We start from the raw sequence: 20,702 nt of genomic DNA, 5'->3' as shown, positions 1-20,702 counted from the left end.
GTAGCATCATCGATAATTTAAACGGGTACCAGTTCCTGCTTATACTGGTATTGGTACTACCATGCTGGAGGATTTATGACGACGATGCCGCAACGAGAATCGGCGGTCACGGCGCCAGATGACGGTCGTAAACAGCTCGGTGCGTTTCTGCGCGCCCGGCGCGAAAGCCTCGACCCGCAGCGTCTGGGGCTGCCGCGCGTCGGGCGGCGACGCACGCCGGGCTTGCGTCGCGAAGAGGTGGCGATGCTGGCGGACGTTGGCGTCACCTGGTACACCTGGCTGGAGCAGGGGCGGGAAGTGAATCCGTCTGAGGCGGTGCTGGTGGGGGTGGCGAATGCGCTCCAGTGCAGCCCGCTGGAGACCCGGCATCTGTTTGTTCTGGCCGGGCTGACTCCGCCGGAGGCCACTCAGATCACGGTATGTGAAGGTATCAGCCCCGGGACCAGGCGGATGCTCGATAGCCTGATGCCGCAGCCCGCCAGTATTCAGAAGCCGAGCTTCGATATTGTGGCGTGGAACGACAGCTTTTGTCGGCTGATGGGTATCGACTTCGCCACGATCCCGGAAGAGGATCGCAACTGCATTTATCTGTATCTGACCAATGAAACCTGGCGCAGCCGGATCGAAAATCGTGATGTGCTGGCGACGTTTGTCTCTTACTTTCGCGCGGCGATGGCGGAGCACCGTGGCGACCCGCTGTGGGAGAATAAACTGGCGCGCTTTTTCGCCGCTTCGGCGGAGTTTGAGGCGCTGTGGTATCAGCGCTATGAAGTGCGCGGAGTGGAGAATCAGGTGAAAAACTTTAACCATCCGCAGCTTGGACGCTTTAGCTTGCAGCAGATGTACTGGTACTCGGCCCCGCGCAATGGCTCACGCCTGCTGGTCTATTTACCGATGGATGATGCGGGCGAGCAGGCGCTGGCGTGGCTGGATAAACATTAACCACAAGGAAACAGATTGCTGACAAAGTGCAATTTTCGGGTACTGCCCGGCGGCGCTGCGCTTGCGCGGGCCTGCAGAGAATTGCATAACAGGTTGATATTGCGGTTTTTCGTAGGTCGGGTAAGGCGCAAGCCGCCACCCGGCAGAGATACGAGCACAATAGCTAAAACAGGTTTGTCACCAGTCTCAAGGAATGCCTATGAATATTACCCGTAAAGAGCAACGCATCATTCAGCGCACGCTGGACGCCTGGCAGAACAGCGGTGAGTTAACACCGGAGGATAGCCAGCGATTAGCACAAACGCTGCACGTTTCCCCCTTCGACTGGCAGCGTCTGAGCCGCTACGCTTTCTGGACTGCGCTGGCCTGCGTGCTGGTGGCGCTGGGCAGCCTGTTTGCCGACAGCGACCTGATTGAGTATCTACTTAGCCTGTTCAGCAGCTCGGCGCTGACGCGGATAATACTGCCCACGCTGCTCTCGGCGGCCTGCTACGGTTGGGGATTTCGTCGCCAGCGGCGGGAAACCCAGTGGCACTACAGTACAGAAGCGATTCTGTTTCTTGGTGTGGTCTTTACCGCCGTGGCGCTATGGCAACTGGGTGAGCGCCTGGATACCGGCAGCGGCCATATCGCGCCGCTGTTCCTGGCCGGATGCGTGATTTACGGCGCGATTGGCTTCTTTGCCCGCTCTGGACTGGTGTGGCTATTTTTTCTGCTGTCTTTGGGTAACTGGTTTGGTGCAGAAACGGGCTATGCGTCGGGGTGGGGAGCCTACTGGCTGGGCATGAGCTATCCGATTCGCTTTGTACTGTTCGGCGGCGCGCTGCTCGCACTCTGTTATGGCGCGCAGAAATATTTACGCGAGCGCCAGCTGTTTACCGTCAGCAAAGCGATGGGTCTGACGTATCTGTTTATCGCCCTGTGGATCCTGTCTATTTTCGGCAATTACGATATCGATAGCTGGTCCAGGATGGTGCAAAGACAGCTGCTGCCGTGGGGATTGCTGTTCGCCGTAGCGGCAGGGATCTGTATTTATATCAGCCTGAAAACCGATGATGGCATGCTGCGCGGTTTCGGCCTGACGTTCCTGGCCATCAACCTCTATACCCGCTTCTTCGAGTTTTTCTGGGACGGGATGCACAAGGTGGTGTTCTTCCTGATCCTTGCCGTTTCGCTGGCGGTGATTGGCCGCTATGCGGAGCGTATCTGGCACGCTGGGGAGCGGTAGTTAAGGTGGGGGTATCCCGGCTGCAAAACCCGGGGGCGGCGCTTGACGCGCCTTGCCCGGGCTACGGGTTAGTACAGTAGGTGTTTTGTAGCCCGGATAAGACGACAGTCGCAATCCGGGGATTATCCTGGCGTAAAAGAAAACCAGAGAATTAAATCTCGGTGATCGTCGTCGCCTGCGGCAGGCGGGATTTCGGCAGGGCGGCGTTGAAATCTTCAACGCTGTGATGGCCGACAGGCACTACCACCAGGCTGGTGTAGCCCTGGGCCTTCAGGTCGAACTCGTCATCAAGAATCGCGAAATCAACGCCTTCAATCGGCACCGCATCCAGACCCATTGCCGCAACGCCAAGCAGGAAATTGCCGACGTTCAGGTAAACCTGCTTCGCCATCCACTGGTCGTCATCGTGCAGGTCTTTGCGGTGCAGATCGGCAAAGAAGGTGCGACCTTTGTGGTTCGCGGCTTTGGCGTCGGCATTAGCAAAGCGGCCATCGGCCTCTTCCTGGTTCACCACGCGCTCAAGCCAGGCATCATCCATTGCGGTTTTCGCGCAGAAAACGACCACGTGGGACGCGTCGAGAATTTTACGTTCGTTAAAGACGTAGGTGCCGCTCGCCGCTTTAGCGACGCGGGCTTTACCTTCATCGCTGCTGGCGACGATAAAGTGCCACGGCTGGGAGTTGGTGCTTGACGGGCTGTACTGCAACAGCGTTTTCAGGTTTTCCGCCTGTTCAGCAGTCAGCTTTTTAGTAGCGTCAAATGCCTTGGTGGAGTAGCGCTTTAAGGCAACCGATACGATATCCATACTCTTCCTCACTGTTTACAACCCCTTGCGGGTGCGTTTCGTGCAGGAAGAGTACAGCGATGTTGGGGAAATGATAAGGGGCAAAAATGCGATAACACTTATCGCGCTGCGCTGAAAATCACGCTGGGCGCAGGCGCTGCTGCTCTTTTTTGCTGAGCTTATCGACTACCAGGTTCCACGAATCATCAATCAGATCCGCCAGCAGGCCCTCGCTGATATCCTCGCCGGGAACTACGGTGATCCAGTGCTTTTTGTTCATGTGGTAACCGGGCTCGATGCTGCGGTAAATCTCTTGATGCAGCAGCGATTTTTGCGGATCGCACTTCAGGTTGATCAGCGCACGGCCGCGTATCGTCATGCTCAGCATAAAAATTCGCCCGCCGACTTTAAACACATCGTATTCCGGGCCAAACGGCCAGCAGTGTTCGGTGAAGGGCAGCTCCAGCGCGATACGATGCGCGTGGTCATGCAGCGAGCGGTGGTCCATCAGATAGTTTCCTCATGCAGCGCCTGCCACATTGCCTCAAAGCCTAATGCAATGAGTTCCCTGGCACGCTGCGGATCGTTGCTGGCGTACTCGATAGTGGTTTCTGCCAGTGACAAAAATAGCGCATCACCAAACGTACGATACGCATCGCTAAGAAAAATGGGTTTTACCGAAAGTTGGCATATTTCGTTTAACTCGGGGAACATTTCTTTGACCCGAGTACGCGTTTCATCGGTAATTCTTTCGCTGAGAGCCATGCGGCGGATGGCTTTATGCTCCATCGGCTTGCGCATGCCCCAGTCGATATAGCTGTTCCAGATATTACGCGCATTCTCTTTCGGGCGGGTTTCGTTTGGGACAAGACTAGACACCATCACCTGAACTAACCCCGATTTGATAGAGAGGTAAAGCTCGTTGAGCAGATCGTCCTTGGTGGCAAAATAGCGAAACAGCGTCCCCTCAGCAACCCCGGCGCTGCGGGCGATGGCGGAGGTTGAGGCGGCGATTCCCGATTGGGCAAAGGCGGCGGTTGCGGCCTCCAGTAACGCTTGCTTTTTATCTTCACTCTTAGGACGAGCCACTACACTTTACCTCACACGTTATAAAAACCTGATCTAAGCATGCCTGGCATGGGCACTGCAACGCCGACTGTCAAAATTTGAAAATCGTCTTGACGACTTTCAGCTTCTTCCTAATAATGAGTGCTTACTCACTCATAATCAAGTCTTATAACAAAAACCTCCAGGAAGGAGGATTTCGCCAGGTCAGGATATGAACCGTGTCATCTTAAGCGTGGTCGCCATCATGTTATTAGCGTCAGCAACAACTTTGCCGTTTGTGTTAAATGCCGGATTTGGTCAGGCACCGCAGGGCGAACAGCTCAGCCTGGTCGAACAGTCGCCGCACTATCATGACGGCCAGTTTCACAATCAACTGCCCACGCCCGGGTTTACCGGGCAAAAAAATATGCTGGCTGCATGGTGGGATTTTTTAGTCACCAAACGGGAAAATGCCAGACCGGCCCAGCCGCTACCGCTGGTGAAAACCGATCTCGCCAGCCTGCCGTTAGGGCAGGACACTATGGTCTGGCTGGGACACTCCTCCTGGTACCTACAGCTGGCGGGCAAACGCATTCTGATTGATCCGGTGTTCAGCAACTATGCCGCGCCGTTTTCGTTTCTTAATAAGGCCTTCCCCGGCGACTATCCGTGGCATGCGCAAGAGATGCCGGATATCGATCTGCTGATTATCTCGCACGATCACTATGACCATCTCGACTACGCCACCATCAAAGCGCTGATGCCGAAAATCAAGCGCGTGGTAACGCCGCTGGGCGTCGGCTCACACCTGCGCTACTGGGGCGTCGATAGCGCCATTATTAACGAAGTGGACTGGAATCAATCGGTGCAGATTAGCGATGAGTTGACAGTACACGCGCTGCCCGCGCGCCACTTTTCCGGCCGCGGCCTCAAGCGTAATCAGACGCTGTGGGCCAGCTTTATGTTCGTCACCCCTCAGCAGAAAATTTACTACAGCGGCGATAGCGGCTACGGCCCGCACTTTAAAGCCATTGGGGAACAGTTTGGTGAAGTGGATCTGGCAATCATGGAAAACGGTCAGTATGACCAGGACTGGAAATATATTCACATGATGCCGGAAGAGACGGCGCAGGCTGCTGACGATTTACACGCCCGAGCGGTGCTACCGGGCCACGCCGGGCGCTTCGTGCTGGCAAAACATACATGGGACGATCCGTATAAAAGGCTGGCGGAGGCCAGCACAGGGCGACCGTGGCGACTGCTGACGCCAATGTTGGGTGAGCCGGTTTGGGTCGCGGATAAAACGCAATCATTTAACGCCTGGTGGCGGTCACGATGAGAGTGGTTCAAGAGGAGAGAGGACTTATGACTATTTCCGCTCAGGTCATTGATACAATCGTCGAGTGGATTGATGATAATTTGCATCAACCGCTACGCATTGACGATATTGCGCGTCATTCGGGGTACTCGAAATGGCATCTGCAACGGCTGTTTTTGCAGTATAAAGGGGAGAGTCTGGGGCGCTATATTCGCGAGCGTAAGCTGCTGCTGGCGGCGCGCGACCTGCGTGATACCGATCAGCGGGTCTACGATATCTGCCTGAAATACGGCTTTGACTCGCAGCAAACGTTTACCCGCATTTTCACCCGTACGTTTAACCAGCCGCCGGGTGCTTATCGCAAAGAGAATCACAGCCGCGCGCACTGAAAGACTGAAAAGTTGAAAAATGTCCGCTGGGGGAGACCGGCGGACATTTTTTTCTTACCAGGCGTAGTTTATCGTTGCCGTGACCGTCCGGCCAATACCGTAGAAACAAGCGCTGTCGCTGGCGCATGAGGCCACGTATTTGGTATCCGCAATATTGTTGACGTTGAACTGTACTTTCGCCCCTTTCAGGCTCGAACTCAGTTCGCCTAACTCATAGCTCACCATCGCGTCATACAAATCCACCGCCGGAACCTTAAAGGTGTTTTTCGCATCGCCATAGCTGGTGCCGATATAGCGTACGCCAACGCCCGCCGTCAGGCTTTTTAGCGCGCCGTCTGGCAGGGTATAGCTGGTGAACGCCGAGGCCATATGGGTCGGAATACGTGCTGGGGTTTTTCCTTCGGTATCTACCACGGTGGTATTGACGGTTTCCGCATCGGTGTAGGTATATGAAGCAATCAGGTTGAGGTTTTCAAAGACCGTCGCGTGCGCTTCGGCTTCCACCCCTTTCGAACGAACCTTACCGCTATTTTCAAACCATCCGGCCGCGCTGTTGTAGGTGGCGACGTTGCTCTGCGTCAGGTCATACAGCGCGAGGGTCATTAACGCGTTTGGGTTCGGCTGATATTTCAGGCCCACTTCTACCTGCTTGCCTTCGCTTGGATCGAACGGCCCGACGCCCGGCGCGCGGTTGGTTTGTAGATTAGGTTCGAACGAAGTGCTGTAGCTGATATAGGGCGAGAGGCCGAAATCAAAGGCGTACAGCAACCCGGTACGCCAGGTAAACTTGTTGTCGTTTTGCTGAGTGCTGCTGGCATCGGTAAAATCAGTGGTGCGCACTTCTGCCCAGTCGTAGCGCCCCGAAACCAGCAGCTCCCAATTCTGCCAGCTCAGCTGATCCTGGAGGTAAATTCCCGCCTGGTCGAGATTTTGTTGCTCATCGCTGGCGGTGCTGAAGGTGCTTTCATCAACGCTAACGCCGTAAGAGGGACTGCGCCAGTCGATATCGTACTGTGAACCACCGGCGCGGCCGAGGTACTGTTTATCTTTACTGGTTTTGTAATCCAGACCACCAATCACCGTATGTGCCACCTGGCCGCTGGCAAACTGCGCCTCAAGCTGGTTATCGATACCAAACTCATCGGTCTGGCGCTCTTCATGTTGGGCGCGGCGCGAGAGCACCGAGCTGTTGGCGGCGCTGGTGGTGTACACCAGATAACGATATTTCTGTTTGATGGTGGCATAACGGGCGTTCTGCCGCAGGGTGAAGGTATCGTTTAACTGGTGCTCGAATTCATAACCAATCATCGTTTGTTCGCGCCACGACTGATTGTAGTTAGGGTCGCTGACGTTAAAATCGCGCGGAATATAGCTGCTATCGACGCTTTCCACGGTGCCGTAGCGCGGCAGGAAGTTACGGTAACCGGCATCCGGGTCTTTCTGATAGCTGGTTAACAGGGTAAAGCGGGTGGCGTCGTTAGGATACCAGGTCAGTGCCGGGGCAATGGCCATCCGCGTCTCTTTGTAGTCATCTATCTGATTATTCTGGGTGCGGGCGATCCCGTTCAGGCGATAGAGCAGGTGGCCGTCATCGCTCAGCGGGCCGCCAAAGTCGAAAGCCCCTTCGGCAAGGTTGTTATTGCCGGTACGGAACTGCACTTCATGAATCGGCTGGCTGGTGGGGCGTTTGCTGGTCATGCTGATAAGCCCGCCGGGGTTAACCTGGCCAAACAGCACCGAGGCCGGGCCTCGCACCAGCTCAACGCGCTCCAATAGCCACGGGTCGAAAGTCCCGGTCTGCGAGGAGGCGGTGGCCCCGTAGCTCAGGCCATCGAGGAATTTGGGCACGTAGCTAAAGCCGCGCACGAAAACTTCGTCGTTGCGGTTCGAGGCACCGCGATATTCGGTAAAGACGCCCGCGCTATAGCGCAGCGCCTGGGAAACCGAGGTGACATCCAGCGCCTGCATTTGATCGCGAGTGACCACCGACACCGACTGCGGCGTCTTGACGATCTCTGCGGCAGTCTTCGTTGCCGACAGCGTCTTTGTCGCGACAATTCCCTTTAGCGGCGCTGTTGGATCTTCGCCGCTGCCTGCGGTGACAACGATCGTTTCCTCCGCCGCCAGCGCCTGCCCGCCGAAGGTGGATACCGCGAAGCTCGCGGCCCAGAGTGCTGTTATCTTATTATATTTAAACATTTTTATGATTTTTCCTTGGTTAAATCGCCATCAAAAAACCGCCATCTTCGAGATGAATTGCCCAGCGGCTGTCATTAACGGCGTCAATGTTATTGCAAATAGTTATTATTTGCATTAGCGTTATTAACAAATTTTTACAAGGAAATATCGGGCAATGAAGACGGCGTGGAGCGGCCTGCTAATTGGCATGAGTGCCTTACCGGCAGCGGCGATGAACTGTGAATCACCTTCGTTACAAGGTGAACTGCAGGGGAAGTTTGATGCCAGCGGCGAGGTCTGTTTTGACCTGCCAAAGCTGGGCGAGAACTATGTTGCGGCGACTCTTTCCGGCGTCACCGATGCCCGACTGCTGGATGAGAACAATCGTCGCCTGCGCACGCTATTGGCAGGCGGCCCGGCAGATGGAGAACAAACTTTGCTATTTTCTCTGCCGGTAAACCGCGCCTCCTCACTGGTGCTGCACGGTGAAGAGGGCGCGCGCTGGCGTTTTCAATGGCAGATGCGAGAAACCACCGCGCTGGCAAAAAACCAGGCACTGGATCCGGTCAGCCCGCGCCTGCAGCAGCTCAAGCGCGAGCTGGCGGCGGGAGGTTCAACGGCGAATTTCTGGCAGGAGCGTGAACTGGAAGGGACTCCCATGGTGGAACCGGTGGACGTCAGCCATAAGCGAGTGACTTTCCTTTGGCGCGGGGCGAGCCAGAACGTGTTTATTCTGGGTTCTCCGGCGGGAGATCACGATCCGCTGTTTCGCCTAGGCGACTCCGATGTTTGGTTTCGCAGCTACGTGGTGCCCGCCGATACCCTAATGCAGTATAAGCTCGCCCCGGATGTGCCGCAGATTGCGGGCAGCGCGCGGGATCAGCGGCGGGCGATCCTGGTCAGCGCCCAGGCAGATCCGCTCAACCCCAACAGCGTCAACACCGCCCAGGATCGCTGGAGTCGCTACTCTTTGCTGGCGCTTAATCCTGCACGTTTTTGCTCGGCGCAGCGTATGACGCAACCGCTGCGCTACGGAACCTTAACCCGTCATCAGCTACGTAGCGACTTCCTGCAAAATACACGTGAAGTGATGCTTTACCGCCCGCGTCTGCCGCAGCCCGCACGCTGGACCTTAATGCTGTTCGATGGAAAGACTTATCAGGACGAATATCACTTTGCCAACGTACTGGATTCCCTGATCGCCAGCCATGTACTGCCGCCGATTAACGTAGTGTTTATCGATAGCCTTGATCATCCGCGACGGGCAAAAGAGCTGCCGCCAAATCCGCATTTTGCTGATTTTATGGCTCATGAACTGCTGCCGTGGCTGAACCGGCAGGGGCTCAACCTGACCCGGCAAAAAACCGTGGTCGCAGGTTCCAGCTACGGCGGGCTGGCCGCATCCTGGGTGGCGCTGCGCTATCCGCGGCAGTTTGGCAACGTGCTGAGCTTGTCCGGGTCGTACTGGTGGGCACCGAAAGGAGAAGAGGCCAGTTGGCTAACGCGGCAGTACCAGCAATCGCCGCGCTATCCGGTGCGTTTCTGGCTACAGGCGGGTAAATTCGAAACCAGCGGGCCGGACGGCGGCATTTATGCCAATACCCTCGAATTTGAGCAGGTACTGAGAGAGAAGGGCTATGCGGTGAGCTTCCACCCCTCCTCCAGCGGTCACGATTACGCCGCCTGGTGCGAGGCGCTGGTCAACGGTATGCGTGACTTTACTGGCTTAGCGCTCAAGGGAAAACCAGCGACGCCAGACCCAACGCAACACCACATACTCAATAGCGCCCAGCGCTAAGAACCAAAGGCAAAAGATCAGCGTATAAAGCTGGTTGAGATCCATCAGGTGGAACGTCTCAACCAGTTTTTGCGCCAGCGTCAGGCCAAGAGACGGCGCTGGCAGCAGCAGGCAGGATATCAACGCCAGCAGAAGAATGCCGGCGGCGCTGAGGAGCGTTTCTAGCGGATGTTTCATTATTTGTTAATCATCAGTTAAAAACATATTGTCCGGTAAAAGGTGAATCAATGCAATATAGTTTCGCAGGGAATTAAATTACGTCTTAAGTATTATATCTATTAATCCTCTTTAATCCCCATGTTAATTAATTTGGGCATATTTGTGATTAAGTTAATTACACCGGACTGTAAATTAACGTCATTATTAAGCCAGCGCTTTTACAAAAGTATAGGTGCTATATCCCACCAGAGTAGCGATAATAATGGCCAGCAAGATGTACAGCACCAGACGGCGTCCGCGGTAGATTCCAAACATAGTAGACCTCGTTTAGTTTTGGTTTATTAATATTTTGCAATTATTGTTTTATAGAATTAACTTACCACAAATTTTGTATTTGCGAGAGACTAAATATTGCGCAAGCTCAAATTATCTCCCGCCTGTTTTTTAATTTTCTCATTGGCCCGGAATGATTCCAGGCTTTCCGCCTCACGGAATTTTAAGGGAGATATATTTTGACCAAAATGATCAAAACTAATAATACCACCCCCTCAGGGGATACCGCGCCACGCCGGGCATATCAGCAGACCGTTGATGCGGTGCTGGCGCAAAAAAACAGCCATATTAACGGACTGAACTCTGCTGAAGCCGCCGAGCGTCTGCAGACCTTCGGCCCGAATGCGTTACCAGAGAAGAAAGGCAAGCCCGCCTGGCTGCGCTTTCTCGCCCACTTTAACGACGTACTGATTTTTGTCCTGCTGGCTGCCGCCGCGCTTACGGCGGTAATGGGCCACTGGGTTGATACCCTGGTTATCCTTGGCGTCACGGTGATCAATGCCCTGATCGGCCATATCCAGGAGAGCAATGCTGAAAAATCGCTACAGGGCATCCGCAATATGCTCTCCAGCGACGCCCGCGTGCAGCGCAACGGTAAGCATGAAACCATCCCGACCCGCGACCTGGTTCCGGGCGATATCGTCATTCTGCGCGCGGGAGACCGTGTGCCTGCCGATATGCGCCTGATTGAAACTCACAATCTGCGGGTGGAAGAAGCGATTCTGACCGGTGAGTCGACGGTAGTGGATAAAACCACCGACGCGCTGGAAGGTGAACTGCCGCTGGGCGATCGCACGAATATGCTGTTCTCCGGCACCACCATCAGCGCTGGTGGCGGCGTTGGCGTAGTGACCGCAACCGGACAGGAGACCGAACTTGGCCACATCAACCAGATGATGGCGGGCATTGAGAAGCACCGCACGCCGCTGCTGGTGCAGATGGACAAGCTCGGCAAGGCGATTTTCGTCATTATCTTGGCGATGATGGCCGCGCTGTTTGTCTTCAGCCTGGCGCTGCGCGACATTCCCCTTGGCGAGCTACTGCTCTCCCTGATTAGCCTGGCGGTTGCCGCCGTGCCGGAAGGTTTACCGGCGATTATCTCAATTATTCTCTCTCTGGGCGTGCAGGCGATGGCGCGTCAGCGGGCGATTATCCGCAAGCTGCCAACGGTGGAAACCCTGGGCGCAATGACCGTGGTGTGCTCGGATAAAACCGGCACCCTGACGATGAACGAGATGATCGTCAAAGCGATCATCACTGCCGATTGCTGCTACCGCGTTGAAGGCGACAGCTACGAGCCGCAGGGCAACATCTGCCTGGAAGGCAGCGATGAGCCGGTACAGATTAAACCGGGCAGCGTGCTGGAAACTTACCTGCGCACCATCGACCTGTGTAACGACAGCCAGATGATTCAGGATGAGCGTGGCCTGTGGGGTATTACCGGCGGGCCGACCGAAGGGGCGCTGAAGGTGCTGGCGGCGAAAGCACAGCTGGAGCCAGTCGATGCCCGCCTGGTCGCGAAAATTCCGTTCGACTCACAGTACAAGTACATGGCGACCCATCAGAAAATGGGCGACGTCGAGCAGGTGCTGATTACCGGCGCGCCGGACGTGATTTTCGCCATGTGCCGCCAGCAGATGAGCAAGCAGGGCGCAGTGCCGTTCGAGCCGCAGTACTGGGAAGAGGAAATGGCGCGCTTTGCCCGTCAGGGCCTGCGCATGGTTGCCGCCGCCTACAAACCGGCTAACGTTGGCAGCACCACGCTGACCCACGACGATCTTCGCGAAGGTCTGGTCTTCCTCGGCATTGCCGGGATGATGGACCCGCCGCGCCCGGAAGCGATTGACGCTATCCACGCCTGCCAGAACGCGGGGATCCGCGTGAAGATGATTACCGGCGACCACCCGCAGACGGCGATGAGCATCGGCCAGATGCTGGGGATCACTAACAGCCGCCAGGCGATGACCGGCTACCAGCTGGAGCATATGGACGACGCCGAGCTGGCGAAAGCCGCCGTTGAGTACGATATTTTTGCCCGCACCAGCCCGGAGCATAAGCTACGCCTGGTGAAAGCGCTGCAGGATAACGGTGAAGTGGTTGGCATGACCGGCGATGGCGTCAACGATGCTCCGGCGCTGCGTCAGGCCGACGTCGGCATCGCCATGGGTATCAAAGGAACCGAAGTGACCAAAGAGGCCGCTGACATGGTTCTGAGCGATGACAATTTTGCCACCATCGCCAGTTCGGTAAAAGAGGGGCGTCGGGTCTACGACAACCTGAAGAAAACCATTCTGTTCATTATGCCGACCAACCTGGCGCAGGGGCTGCTGATTATCATCGCCCTGCTGGCGGGGAACATTATTCCGCTGACGCCGGTGCTGATTTTGTGGATGAACATGGCGACCTCCGCCACGCTCTCCTTCGGCCTCGCCTTTGAAGCCGCCGAGCGCAACGCGATGAACCGCCCGCCGCGTAAAACCGGTCAGCATGTGATGGATGCCTTTGCCGTCTGGCGCGTCGCTTTCGTCGGCACGATGATTGCCGTCGCCGCCTTTATTCTTGAGGCCTGGCTGGCGCCGCGCGGCCACAGCCCGGAGTTTATCCGCACCGTGCTGCTGCAGATGCTGGTGACCGCGCAGTGGGTGTACATGATTAACTGCCGCAGCAGCAACAGCTTCTCGCTGAATATGGGGCTGCTGCGTAACAAAGGCATCTGGCTGGTGAGCGGCGTGCTGCTGCTGATGCAGCTGGTCATCATCTACGTACCGGTGATGCAGACGATGTTTGGTACCGAAGGGCTGCCGCTGCGCTACTGGTTCATCACACTGGTCATCGGTATCGCGATGTTCCTGGTGGTCGAAGTTGAGAAACGCCTGACCCGCCGTTTCCGCAAAACCGCGTAGTCTGTCTGATTCGTCCGGCGTCCCTTCTCCTGCGGGAGGAGGGACGCCGCATCGTCGTAAGGAATTCCCCCCATGAAAAAGATCATCCGCTCCGCCTTGCTGGCTTGCGGCCTGTCAGGCTACGCTCTGACGACCGCCGCCGCTCCGGCGATTCCGGTGCGCGTTGCCACCGTTGAGCAAGCGCCGCATGCCAACGAGCGGCAAATTTCTGGTCGCGTTGAGGCCATCCACTCTGTTGATATTCGCGCCCGTACTGAAGGGGCGATCGTGCAGCGCCATTTTCAGGATGGGCAGTACGTCAATAAAGGCGATCTGCTGTTTACCCTTGATGACGCTCAGCCCAAAGCCGCGCTGGCGCTGGCGCAGGCCGAGCTGAGAAGTGCGCAGGCTTCGCTCCGCCAGGCCCAGCAGCTGTTAAGCCGCTATCAGCAGCTAAAAAATAACCACTCGATCAGCCGCAACGACGTGGATACCGCGCAGATGCAGCGTGATGTCGCCGCCGCCGTGGAGCAGGCGCAGGCGCGCATTGCCGCCCAGCAAATTACGCTCGGCTATACCCGTATAACTTCGCCGATCACCGGACGCGTCGGCCATAGCGCGTTTCATGTTGGTAGCCTGGTCAATCCTTCCAGTGGCGTACTGGTAGACGTGGTCCAGCTTGATCCGATTCGCGTCGCCTTCTCACTCGATGAAACCGCCTTTTTCGACAAAGCGGGCCAGCATGCGGATATTGCCGCGCTGAAGCAGGCGTGGATAGCGCAGGTCGATGTTGATGGGCAGCGGCAAAACGGCGTACTGACTTCCGTCGATAACCGCATTGATAGCCGCACCGCCAGCGTGGCGCTGCGTGCTGAATTTGCAAACCCGCAGCACCGTCTGCTGCCCGGCGCTAACGTGGCGGTTTTCTTCCGTCCGCAGCAGCTTGCGCAAAGCCCGATGATCCCGGCGTCTGCGGTACAGCAGGATGCGCAGGGCTTTTACAGCTGGGTGCTGATGGCGGATAACACCGTCACCTTGCGACGTTTTACCTCAGGCGGCCAGCAGGGGCAGGAGTTCGCGGTGTTAGACGGTATTAATGCGGGCGAGCGCGTGGTGACGGAAGGTGTGCAGCGCCTGCGTGATGGCGTAGCCGTTCAGTTGCTGAAATAAAGAGGGGGGAAGGGATGTTGACGTTTTTTATCCGTCGCCCGCGTTTTGCGATGGTGATTGCGCTGCTGATGACTTTTATCGGCGCGGTATCGCTAAAGCTGATTCCGGTCGAGCAATATCCGCAGATTACGCCGCCGGTCATCAACGTTAGCGCCAGCTGGCCGGGGGCCAGCGCGGCGGACGTGGCACAAGCCATCGCCGCACCGCTGGAGACCCAGCTCAACGGCGTTGACCATATGCTGTATATGGAATCTACCAGCTCCGATGAAGGCACCTACAGCCTGAGCCTGACCTTTGCTGCCGGTACCGATGCCGATTTAGCGGCGATTGATGTGCAGAATCGCGTTTCCCAGGCCGTGGCGCAGCTTCCTGCTGAAGTGCAGCAGAACGGCGTGCAGGTGCGCAAACGGGCAACCAACCTGCTGATGGGCGTGAGCCTTTATTCGCCGCTCGGTACGCTATCGCCGCTGTTTGTCAGCAACTACGCCAGCACCCAGGTGCGCGAAGCGCTGGCGCGCTTGCCGGGCGTTGGCGAAGTGCAGATGTTCGGCGCGCGCGACTACAGCATGCGCATCTGGCTGCGACCTGACCGCATGAATGCGCTCAATATCACCACCGATGATATTGCCCAGGCGCTACGCGAACAGAACGTGCAGGGCGCGGCGGGACAGGTGGGGACGCCGCCGGTATTTAACGGCCAGCAGCAGACCCTGACCATCAACGGTATCGGTCGGCTGAGCGACGCCGCCAGCTTCGGGCAGATTGTGGTGCGCAGCGGTGAACGCGGCCAGCTGGTGCGCCTGTCGGACGTGGCAACCATTGAGCTGGGTGCGCGCAGCTATAGCTCCGGCGCACAGCTCAACGGTAAAGACTCCGCCTATCTTGGCATCTACCCGACGCCAACCGCCAATTCTCTACAGGTTGCCAGCGCGGTGCGCGCCGAGCTGACCCGGCTGCACGCGCGTTTTCCGGCAGATCTGACCTGGGAGGTGAAGTTTGATACCACCCGCTTTGTGGCGGCGACGATCAAAGAGATCGGCGTGTCGCTGGCGTTGACCCTGCTGGCGGTGGTGGTGGTGGTGTCTCTATTCCTGCAAAGCTGGCGGGCAACCCTGATAGTGGCTCTGGCAATCCCGGTGTCGCTTATCGGCACCTTTGCCGTGCTCTATTCGCTGGGCTACAGCGCCAATACGCTGAGCCTGTTCGCGATTATTCTCGCCCTGACCATGGTGGTGGATGACGCCATCGTGGTGGTGGAGAGCGTAGAGACGAAAATGGCGGAGGGACTGGATCGCGGGGCCGCTACCGCCGAGGCGTTGCGGCAAATCGCTGGTCCAGTGATCGCGACGACCTTAGTACTGCTGGCGGTATTTGTTCCGGTGGCGATGCTGCCGGGGATCGTCGGCGAGCTGTATCGCCAGTTTGCGGTGACGCTATCGACGGCGGTGACGCTATCGAGCGTGGTGGCGCTGACGCTGACCCCAGCGCTGTGCGCGCTGCTGCTGCGCCCGCGTCCGGAAAGGCCTGCCGCTATCTGGCGCGGCTTTAACCGCGGCCTGGATAAGGTGCGCGATGGCTACGGGCGTCTGGTGGGAGGTATGAATCGTCGTCCTTGGCTGGCGCTGGCCGCGACGGCGACGGCTGCCGGGCTGGTGGTCTTTAGCTTCACCACTATGCCGAAGGGCTTTCTGCCACAGGAAGATCAGGGCTACTTCTTTGCCAGCGTGCAGCTTCCTGAAGCCGCTTCGCTGGAGCGTACCGAAGCGGTGATGGCCCAGGCCCGCGAGCTGCTGCTGGCAAATCCGGCGGTTGAGGATGTGATTCAGGTGTCCGGCTTCAATATTCTCAACGGCACCAGCGCCTCAAACGGCGGGTTTATCTCGGTAATGCTGAAAGACTGGCATCAGCGACCGCCGCTGGATTCGGTAATGGAGAAACTACAGGGCCAGCTGATGGGGCTGCCGGAAGCGACGATTATGACTTTTGCGCCGCCGACGCTGCCGGGGCTGGGCAACGCCTCCGGGTTTAATTTACGCATTCTGGCCCAGGCCGGACAATCGCCAGCGGAACTGGAGCAGGTGACGCATCAGGTTCTGAGGGCGGCGAACCAGCATTCGCAGTTGAGCCGGGTATTTACCACCTGGAGCAGCAACGTCCCGCAGCTCACGCTCAACGTTGATCGCGACCAGGCGGCGCGGCTGAACGTGCCGGTGGCAAGGATTTTCAGCAGCCTGCAAACCGCGTTTGGCGGCACCCGCGCCGGGGATTTCAGCATCAACAATCGCGTTTACCATGTGGTAATGCAAAACGAGATGCAGTGGCGTGAACGGGCGGAGCAGATTAGCGAGCTGTACGTGCGTAGTGACAACGGCGAGCGGGTTCGTCTGAGCAACCTGGTGACCATTACGCCGACGGTGGGCGCGCCGTTTATTCAGCAATATAACCAGTCTCCATCGGTATCGGTGAGCGGCTCGGCGGCAGAAGGCGTCAGCAGCCGTACGGCGATGGCGGTGATGGAGCAGATTTTACAATCGAACCTGCCGCAAGGGTATGACTACGCCTGGAGAGGAATTTCGTGGCAGGAGCAGCAGACCGGCAACCAGGCGGTGTGGATTGTGCTGGCGGCGGTGGCTATGGCGTGGCTGTTTCTTGTCGCCCAGTATGAGAGCTGGACGCTTCCGGCGAGCGTGATGCTGTCAGTGCTGTTTGCCATCGGCGGGTCGCTGCTGTGGTTATGGTGGGCCGGTTACGCCAACGATGTTTACGTGCAGATTGGCCTGGTGTTGCTGATTGCGCTGGCGGCGAAGAATGCGATTTTGATTGTCGAATTTGCCAGGGCAAAGCGGGAAGAAGGGATGTCGATAGTCGATGCCGCCCGCGAAGGGGCTACCCGCCGCTTCCGGGCGGTGATGATGACGGCGGTTTCCTTCATCATTGGGATTATGCCGATGATGCTCGCCACCGGCGCCGGAGCGCAGAGTCGACGGATTATCGGTACCACGGTGTTTAGCGGCATGCTGGTGGCGACGGTGATTGGCATTCTGTTTATTCCATCGCTGTACGTGCTGTTCCAGCGCCTGCGCGAGTGGGGGTATCGGCGGATGTAGGTGCTTCGGACACGGTGCGGTTTTGGTAGCCCGGGTAAGGCGTTTACGCCGCGACCCGGGATTTCCGGGGACTGAGGGCGGATTTGGTAGCCCGGACAGGCGCGCCAGCGCCGCCTCCGGGATATCTTCATACAGCTGCGGGAATATCTCTGAAACTGCGATATATGCAGCGATGCCCTGGTGCCCGCTGAAATCGGCGAACCGGAGGTCCGAAGACAAGGGCAGGCCGCCAGGGATGGCGGACAGAGGCGAATCGAGACAGGACGTCGAGTTGAGCCGACCGCTGGCTGAGGTCCGGGAGGTGAGCGTAGTGCGCAGCACCGATTTCTTTGCGGGACTGCGGGGATTGTAAAGGGGGAGACGGTTTTCTCCCCCTTTACCCGTTCACGTACCGCGGTGAGACATTTTCTGCGAAATAGTGGTGAACGGAACCCTTCTACACCGTCCCGGAGGCGGCGCTTGACGCGCCTGTCCGGGCTATAAAACCCATGAAAGTGTATAGCAATTTGTTACCTTTCGAGCTACGATTACGTATATCAATTTGTTACCAGTGAGGAAAAATCATGCAAAACACCGTCCGCAAGCCAACTCGTGATAAGCAGATCAATATCCGCGCCACTGATGAAGAGCGGGCGGTGATTGATTATGCAGCAAGTCTGGTGAATAAAAATCGAACGGATTTTATTATTGAGAAGGCTGTACATGAGGCTCAGAACATCATTCTGGATCAGCGTGTATTTGTTCTGGATGATGCCCGTTATCAGGCCTTCATCGAACAGCTTGAAGCGCCTGTGCAAAATGTTGAGGGCCGCCAGCGTTTAATGGATGTGAAGCCTGAATGGAAATAAACGTGACTGCTCCGGCTTTGCTGACGGAAAGGCATATCCTTCAGTCATTCGATTGTGGGAATGATGTTTTAAACGAATGGCTACGCCGCCGGGCGATGAAAAATCAGCTCCTCAATGCTTCCCGCACTTTTGTTATCTGTCTTGAAGGAACCCTGCGCGTAGTGGGGTATTATTCGATTGCAACCGGTTCCGTGAGCCATGCTGATTTAGGCCGTAGTTTGCGTCAGAATATGCCTGACCCGATACCGGTCGTGTTATTGGGGCGTCTTGCTGTCGACGTATGTACTCAGGGCCATCGTTTCGGAAAATGGCTGCTTAATGATGCAGTGATGCGCGTTGCTAACCTGGCGGATCAGGTGGGAATTAAGGCCGTTATGGTTCATGCCATTGATGAGCAGGCTAAAGCGTTCTATGAGTACTTTGGCTTCGTTCAGTCCCCAATTGCGACAGGCACACTATTCTACAAAATCTAAGTTCGGTATTGCATGCGTATTTTGCCGGGTGGCGGCTAGCGCCTGTTCAGGCATGCCGCCAACCGGGGACTACCTGCTCTCCACAGCAATCATGGTCACGAACGGGTGGTACTGCCACGGCACGCTGCCGCCTTTCTGGTACATCTTCGAAATGGTGCCGTCGAGATACAGCATCTGGCGCACGTTGAGCTTTGACTGCGCATAGCAGGCGAAATCATAGAAATTGGTTTCGCGCGCGCTAAGCATGAACACCACTTTGCCCTCACGGGTGATTCCCACGCCGTTACGTAGCTTTCGCGAGCTGGCAGAGGGCTTCAGTCGCCAGTTGATCTTGCCGTTTTCAATCAGCATCGGCCCGGACTGCACAGCGTACTGGATGGCTGGCGAGGGCTTGAATTTCTCGAGGCTGACAATGCCCGCATTTTGCCCTTTCAGGTAAAACACTCCGCCGGGACGAATAAAAAAATTGCCGCCGCCAGAGGCGCGGTTAAGCGGGGTCAACTGCCTGCCTTTCTCGATATACAGCCCCAGCGGCGCATACGCTTTATCATAAATTCCGCCGTTCATCGCCATCTGTACCCGTCCGTTCTGGTTGATATCCGCCAGCAGCGATCCCCAGGCTTCGCCGTCCGCTTTTTGCCAGTACATGACAATGCGCTCGCGTTGTGGATTAACGGTATAGCTTTGCAGAGTCAGCGATGGGTCGGTGAGTGAACATGTCCCGCTGGCGAACGCGGGTAGAGATAAAAACAGCAGCGGCAGGAGAGATGAAAAGCGCACGGCGATAGAATTCCAGGCAACAACGATGGCGTGCAGTATACCGTTTTATCGCCGCTACGCCGTCCAGATCTCGCAATGCTTCTGTACCAGGCCGATTAGCGATCCGCCGTTGGCGACAAACTCGCGCATCCGCTGAGATTCACTGCGATCCTGCTTCGCCTGGCGGATGGCTGCATCCAGTGCGCTGTCGGCCTGAAGCTTATGGGCAAAGGGCGTCAGTTTATCCGCCAGCTGTAAAATCTCTTCGCGAAACGTCTGCTGTTTACCCGTGTGAACATCGGTATTGATGCCATCCAGCCCATAACGACAGGCTTGATAGCGGTTGAAGGGGTAGAGCAAATAATCCTCAGGCTGATGCTTAAACGGACGCTCCGTCAGCAGCCAGCAGGCGATTATCTGGATAAATCCGGCAATATTCACCGCCTGGGCTATCGTCAGCGGCGTATCCATCACCCGCACCTCGACGGTACCAAAACCCGGACTCGGGCGAATATCCCAGTGCAAATCCTTCATGCTGTCGATCATGCTGGTATAGCTGAGGCGACGAAATAGCCCGATAAAGGCCTGCCAGCTGTCGACCCACGGCATCGGGCCGTTGTCCGGGTAGGCAGAAAAGAGATTGAGTCGCGAGCATGCAAAGCCGCTATCCGCCCCGTCGAGCCAGGGAGATGCTGCGTTCAAAGCAATAAAATGCGGCACAAAGCGCGACAGGCCGTGCAGAAGATAAATCGCGTCATCGCCGTTCTGACATCCCACGTGAACGTGCTGACCGAACACCGTTGACTGCTGCGCCAGATAGCCAAAGTGCTCGACGGTTTTCAGGTAGCGCGGGTTAGCGCTGATTTGCTGGCGCAGCCAGGTTTGAAACGGGTGGGTTCCGCCGCCGCAGATTTGCACATGATGGCGGGCGGCGGCGCGCAGCACCGCCTGTTGAATGGCGCCCAGTTGCGCCGTGGCCTGGTGGATATCGCGGCAGATACCGGTCGCGATTTCCAGCATGCTTTCGGTAATGTCATGCTTGGCTTCGCCCGCTTTCAGCGTGTTTTGCACCTCATCAATAAGCGCGGAAGAGTCCTGACTTAGATCGTAGCCCGGCGGATTGACGACCTGGAGTTCCAGCTCGATGCCGAGGGTAAAAGGCTCTGAACGGTGAAAATCGGGTAAAGGCATGGCGACTCCCGGATTATCGCTATAAGAAGAGTATAGAAGAGAACGATCCAAACTGATGATTTACCGGATATCATGAATTTAATTTATAAAAAATGA

General features: G+C 56.8%; 17 protein-coding genes. 10 read left to right on the top strand and 7 right to left on the bottom strand.

Annotation, left to right across the window (positions count from 1 at the left end; genetic code table 11):
• The first annotated feature begins 75 nt into the window (after positions 1–75).
• Together AC07P6_RS22470 and AC07P6_RS22465 are read left to right on the top strand one after the other, a co-directional pair.
• Positions 76–942, top strand: coding sequence for a helix-turn-helix transcriptional regulator (locus AC07P6_RS22470; protein WP_478314753.1), 867 nt, complete (start codon positions 76–78; stop codon positions 940–942).
• A 199-nt stretch (positions 943–1,141) separates the two neighbouring features.
• The gene (locus AC07P6_RS22465) at positions 1,142–2,170 is read left to right on the top strand and encodes a DUF2157 domain-containing protein (RefSeq protein WP_478314751.1); all 1,029 of its coding nucleotides are present in this window, start codon (positions 1,142–1,144) and stop codon (positions 2,168–2,170) included.
• A 151-nt stretch (positions 2,171–2,321) separates the two neighbouring features.
• Here AC07P6_RS22465 and nfsB read toward each other — a convergent pair whose 3' ends face one another.
• The 3 genes from nfsB to AC07P6_RS22450 form a co-directional block, all read right to left on the bottom strand.
• Positions 2,322–2,975, bottom strand: a complete 654-nt coding sequence (gene nfsB / locus AC07P6_RS22460; protein ID WP_478314749.1) for an oxygen-insensitive NAD(P)H nitroreductase — start codon at positions 2,973–2,975, stop codon at positions 2,322–2,324.
• Positions 2,976–3,093: 118 nt separating this feature from the next.
• Positions 3,094–3,462: an MmcQ/YjbR family DNA-binding protein gene (locus AC07P6_RS22455; RefSeq protein ID WP_181483156.1), complete on the bottom strand. Its 369-nt coding sequence runs from the start codon at positions 3,460–3,462 to the stop codon at positions 3,094–3,096.
• The gene (locus tag AC07P6_RS22450) at positions 3,462–4,043 is read right to left on the bottom strand and encodes a TetR/AcrR family transcriptional regulator (RefSeq protein WP_182207187.1); all 582 of its coding nucleotides are present in this window, start codon (positions 4,041–4,043) and stop codon (positions 3,462–3,464) included. The genes AC07P6_RS22455 and AC07P6_RS22450 overlap by 1 nt, the downstream gene beginning before the upstream one ends.
• A gap of 190 nt (positions 4,044–4,233) precedes the next feature.
• Between AC07P6_RS22450 and AC07P6_RS22445 the strand changes: the two genes are divergently transcribed.
• Both AC07P6_RS22445 and AC07P6_RS22440 read left to right on the top strand, forming a co-directional pair.
• Positions 4,234–5,340 carry an MBL fold metallo-hydrolase gene (locus AC07P6_RS22445; protein ID WP_478314747.1) on the top strand — a complete coding sequence of 369 codons (1,107 nt, stop codon included), beginning with the start codon at positions 4,234–4,236 and terminating at the stop codon, positions 5,338–5,340.
• 26 nt (positions 5,341–5,366) lie between these two features.
• Positions 5,367–5,708, top strand: coding sequence for a RamA family antibiotic efflux transcriptional regulator (locus tag AC07P6_RS22440; protein WP_478314745.1), 342 nt, complete (start codon positions 5,367–5,369; stop codon positions 5,706–5,708).
• 54 nt (positions 5,709–5,762) lie between these two features.
• On the opposite strand, the gene AC07P6_RS22435 is transcribed toward AC07P6_RS22440, so the two are convergent.
• Complete coding sequence (locus tag AC07P6_RS22435; RefSeq protein ID WP_478314743.1) at positions 5,763–7,907, bottom strand: TonB-dependent siderophore receptor; 2,145 nt, start codon at positions 7,905–7,907, stop codon at positions 5,763–5,765.
• Between the two features lie 154 nt (positions 7,908–8,061).
• Here AC07P6_RS22435 and AC07P6_RS22430 point away from each other — a divergent pair, with 154 nt between their 5' ends.
• Entirely contained in the window at positions 8,062–9,684 is a 1,623-nt protein-coding gene (locus AC07P6_RS22430; RefSeq protein ID WP_434659866.1) for an alpha/beta hydrolase-fold protein, read from the top strand.
• Here AC07P6_RS22430 and AC07P6_RS22425 read toward each other — a convergent pair.
• A complete protein-coding gene (locus AC07P6_RS22425) occupies positions 9,613–9,861 on the bottom strand; it encodes a DUF1158 domain-containing protein (RefSeq protein ID WP_139538577.1) in 249 nt (82 codons plus the stop codon). The two genes, AC07P6_RS22430 and AC07P6_RS22425, sit on opposite strands and share 72 nt — an antisense overlap.
• Positions 9,862–10,364: 503 nt before the next feature.
• Here AC07P6_RS22425 and AC07P6_RS22420 point away from each other — a divergent pair.
• The 5 genes from AC07P6_RS22420 to AC07P6_RS22400 all read left to right on the top strand — a co-directional run bounded on the left by AC07P6_RS22420 (position 10,365) and on the right by AC07P6_RS22400 (position 18,656).
• Positions 10,365–13,079, top strand: coding sequence for a cation-transporting P-type ATPase (locus AC07P6_RS22420; RefSeq protein WP_478317064.1), 2,715 nt, complete (start codon positions 10,365–10,367; stop codon positions 13,077–13,079).
• Between the two features lie 72 nt (positions 13,080–13,151).
• Positions 13,152–14,228, top strand: a complete 1,077-nt coding sequence (locus AC07P6_RS22415; RefSeq protein ID WP_478314741.1) for an efflux RND transporter periplasmic adaptor subunit — start codon at positions 13,152–13,154, stop codon at positions 14,226–14,228.
• A 14-nt stretch (positions 14,229–14,242) separates the two neighbouring features.
• Positions 14,243–17,335, top strand: a complete 3,093-nt coding sequence (locus AC07P6_RS22410; RefSeq protein ID WP_478314739.1) for an efflux RND transporter permease subunit — start codon at positions 14,243–14,245, stop codon at positions 17,333–17,335.
• A gap of 563 nt (positions 17,336–17,898) precedes the next feature.
• Positions 17,899–18,183 (top strand): type II toxin-antitoxin system TacA family antitoxin, encoded by a 285-nt coding sequence (locus tag AC07P6_RS22405; RefSeq protein ID WP_139538580.1) that lies wholly within the window; start codon positions 17,899–17,901, stop codon positions 18,181–18,183.
• Positions 18,174–18,656, top strand: coding sequence for a GNAT family N-acetyltransferase (locus AC07P6_RS22400; RefSeq protein ID WP_434659863.1), 483 nt, complete (start codon positions 18,174–18,176; stop codon positions 18,654–18,656). The genes AC07P6_RS22405 and AC07P6_RS22400 overlap by 10 nt, the downstream gene beginning before the upstream one ends.
• A gap of 69 nt (positions 18,657–18,725) precedes the next feature.
• Here AC07P6_RS22400 and AC07P6_RS22395 read toward each other — a convergent pair whose 3' ends face one another.
• Together AC07P6_RS22395 and AC07P6_RS22390 are read right to left on the bottom strand one after the other, a co-directional pair.
• Complete coding sequence (locus AC07P6_RS22395; RefSeq protein ID WP_478314737.1) at positions 18,726–19,436, bottom strand: phosphodiester glycosidase family protein; 711 nt, start codon at positions 19,434–19,436, stop codon at positions 18,726–18,728.
• A gap of 54 nt (positions 19,437–19,490) precedes the next feature.
• A complete protein-coding gene (locus AC07P6_RS22390) occupies positions 19,491–20,606 on the bottom strand; it encodes a YbdK family carboxylate-amine ligase (RefSeq protein WP_478314735.1) in 1,116 nt (371 codons plus the stop codon).
• Between the last annotated feature and the right edge of the window lie 96 nt (positions 20,607–20,702).

It is taken from the genome of Klebsiella sp. GFKo11, assembly GCF_056490265.1.
Note: the sequence above shows the minus strand (reverse complement) of the source record. Positions and strands in the feature narration are given on the sequence as shown.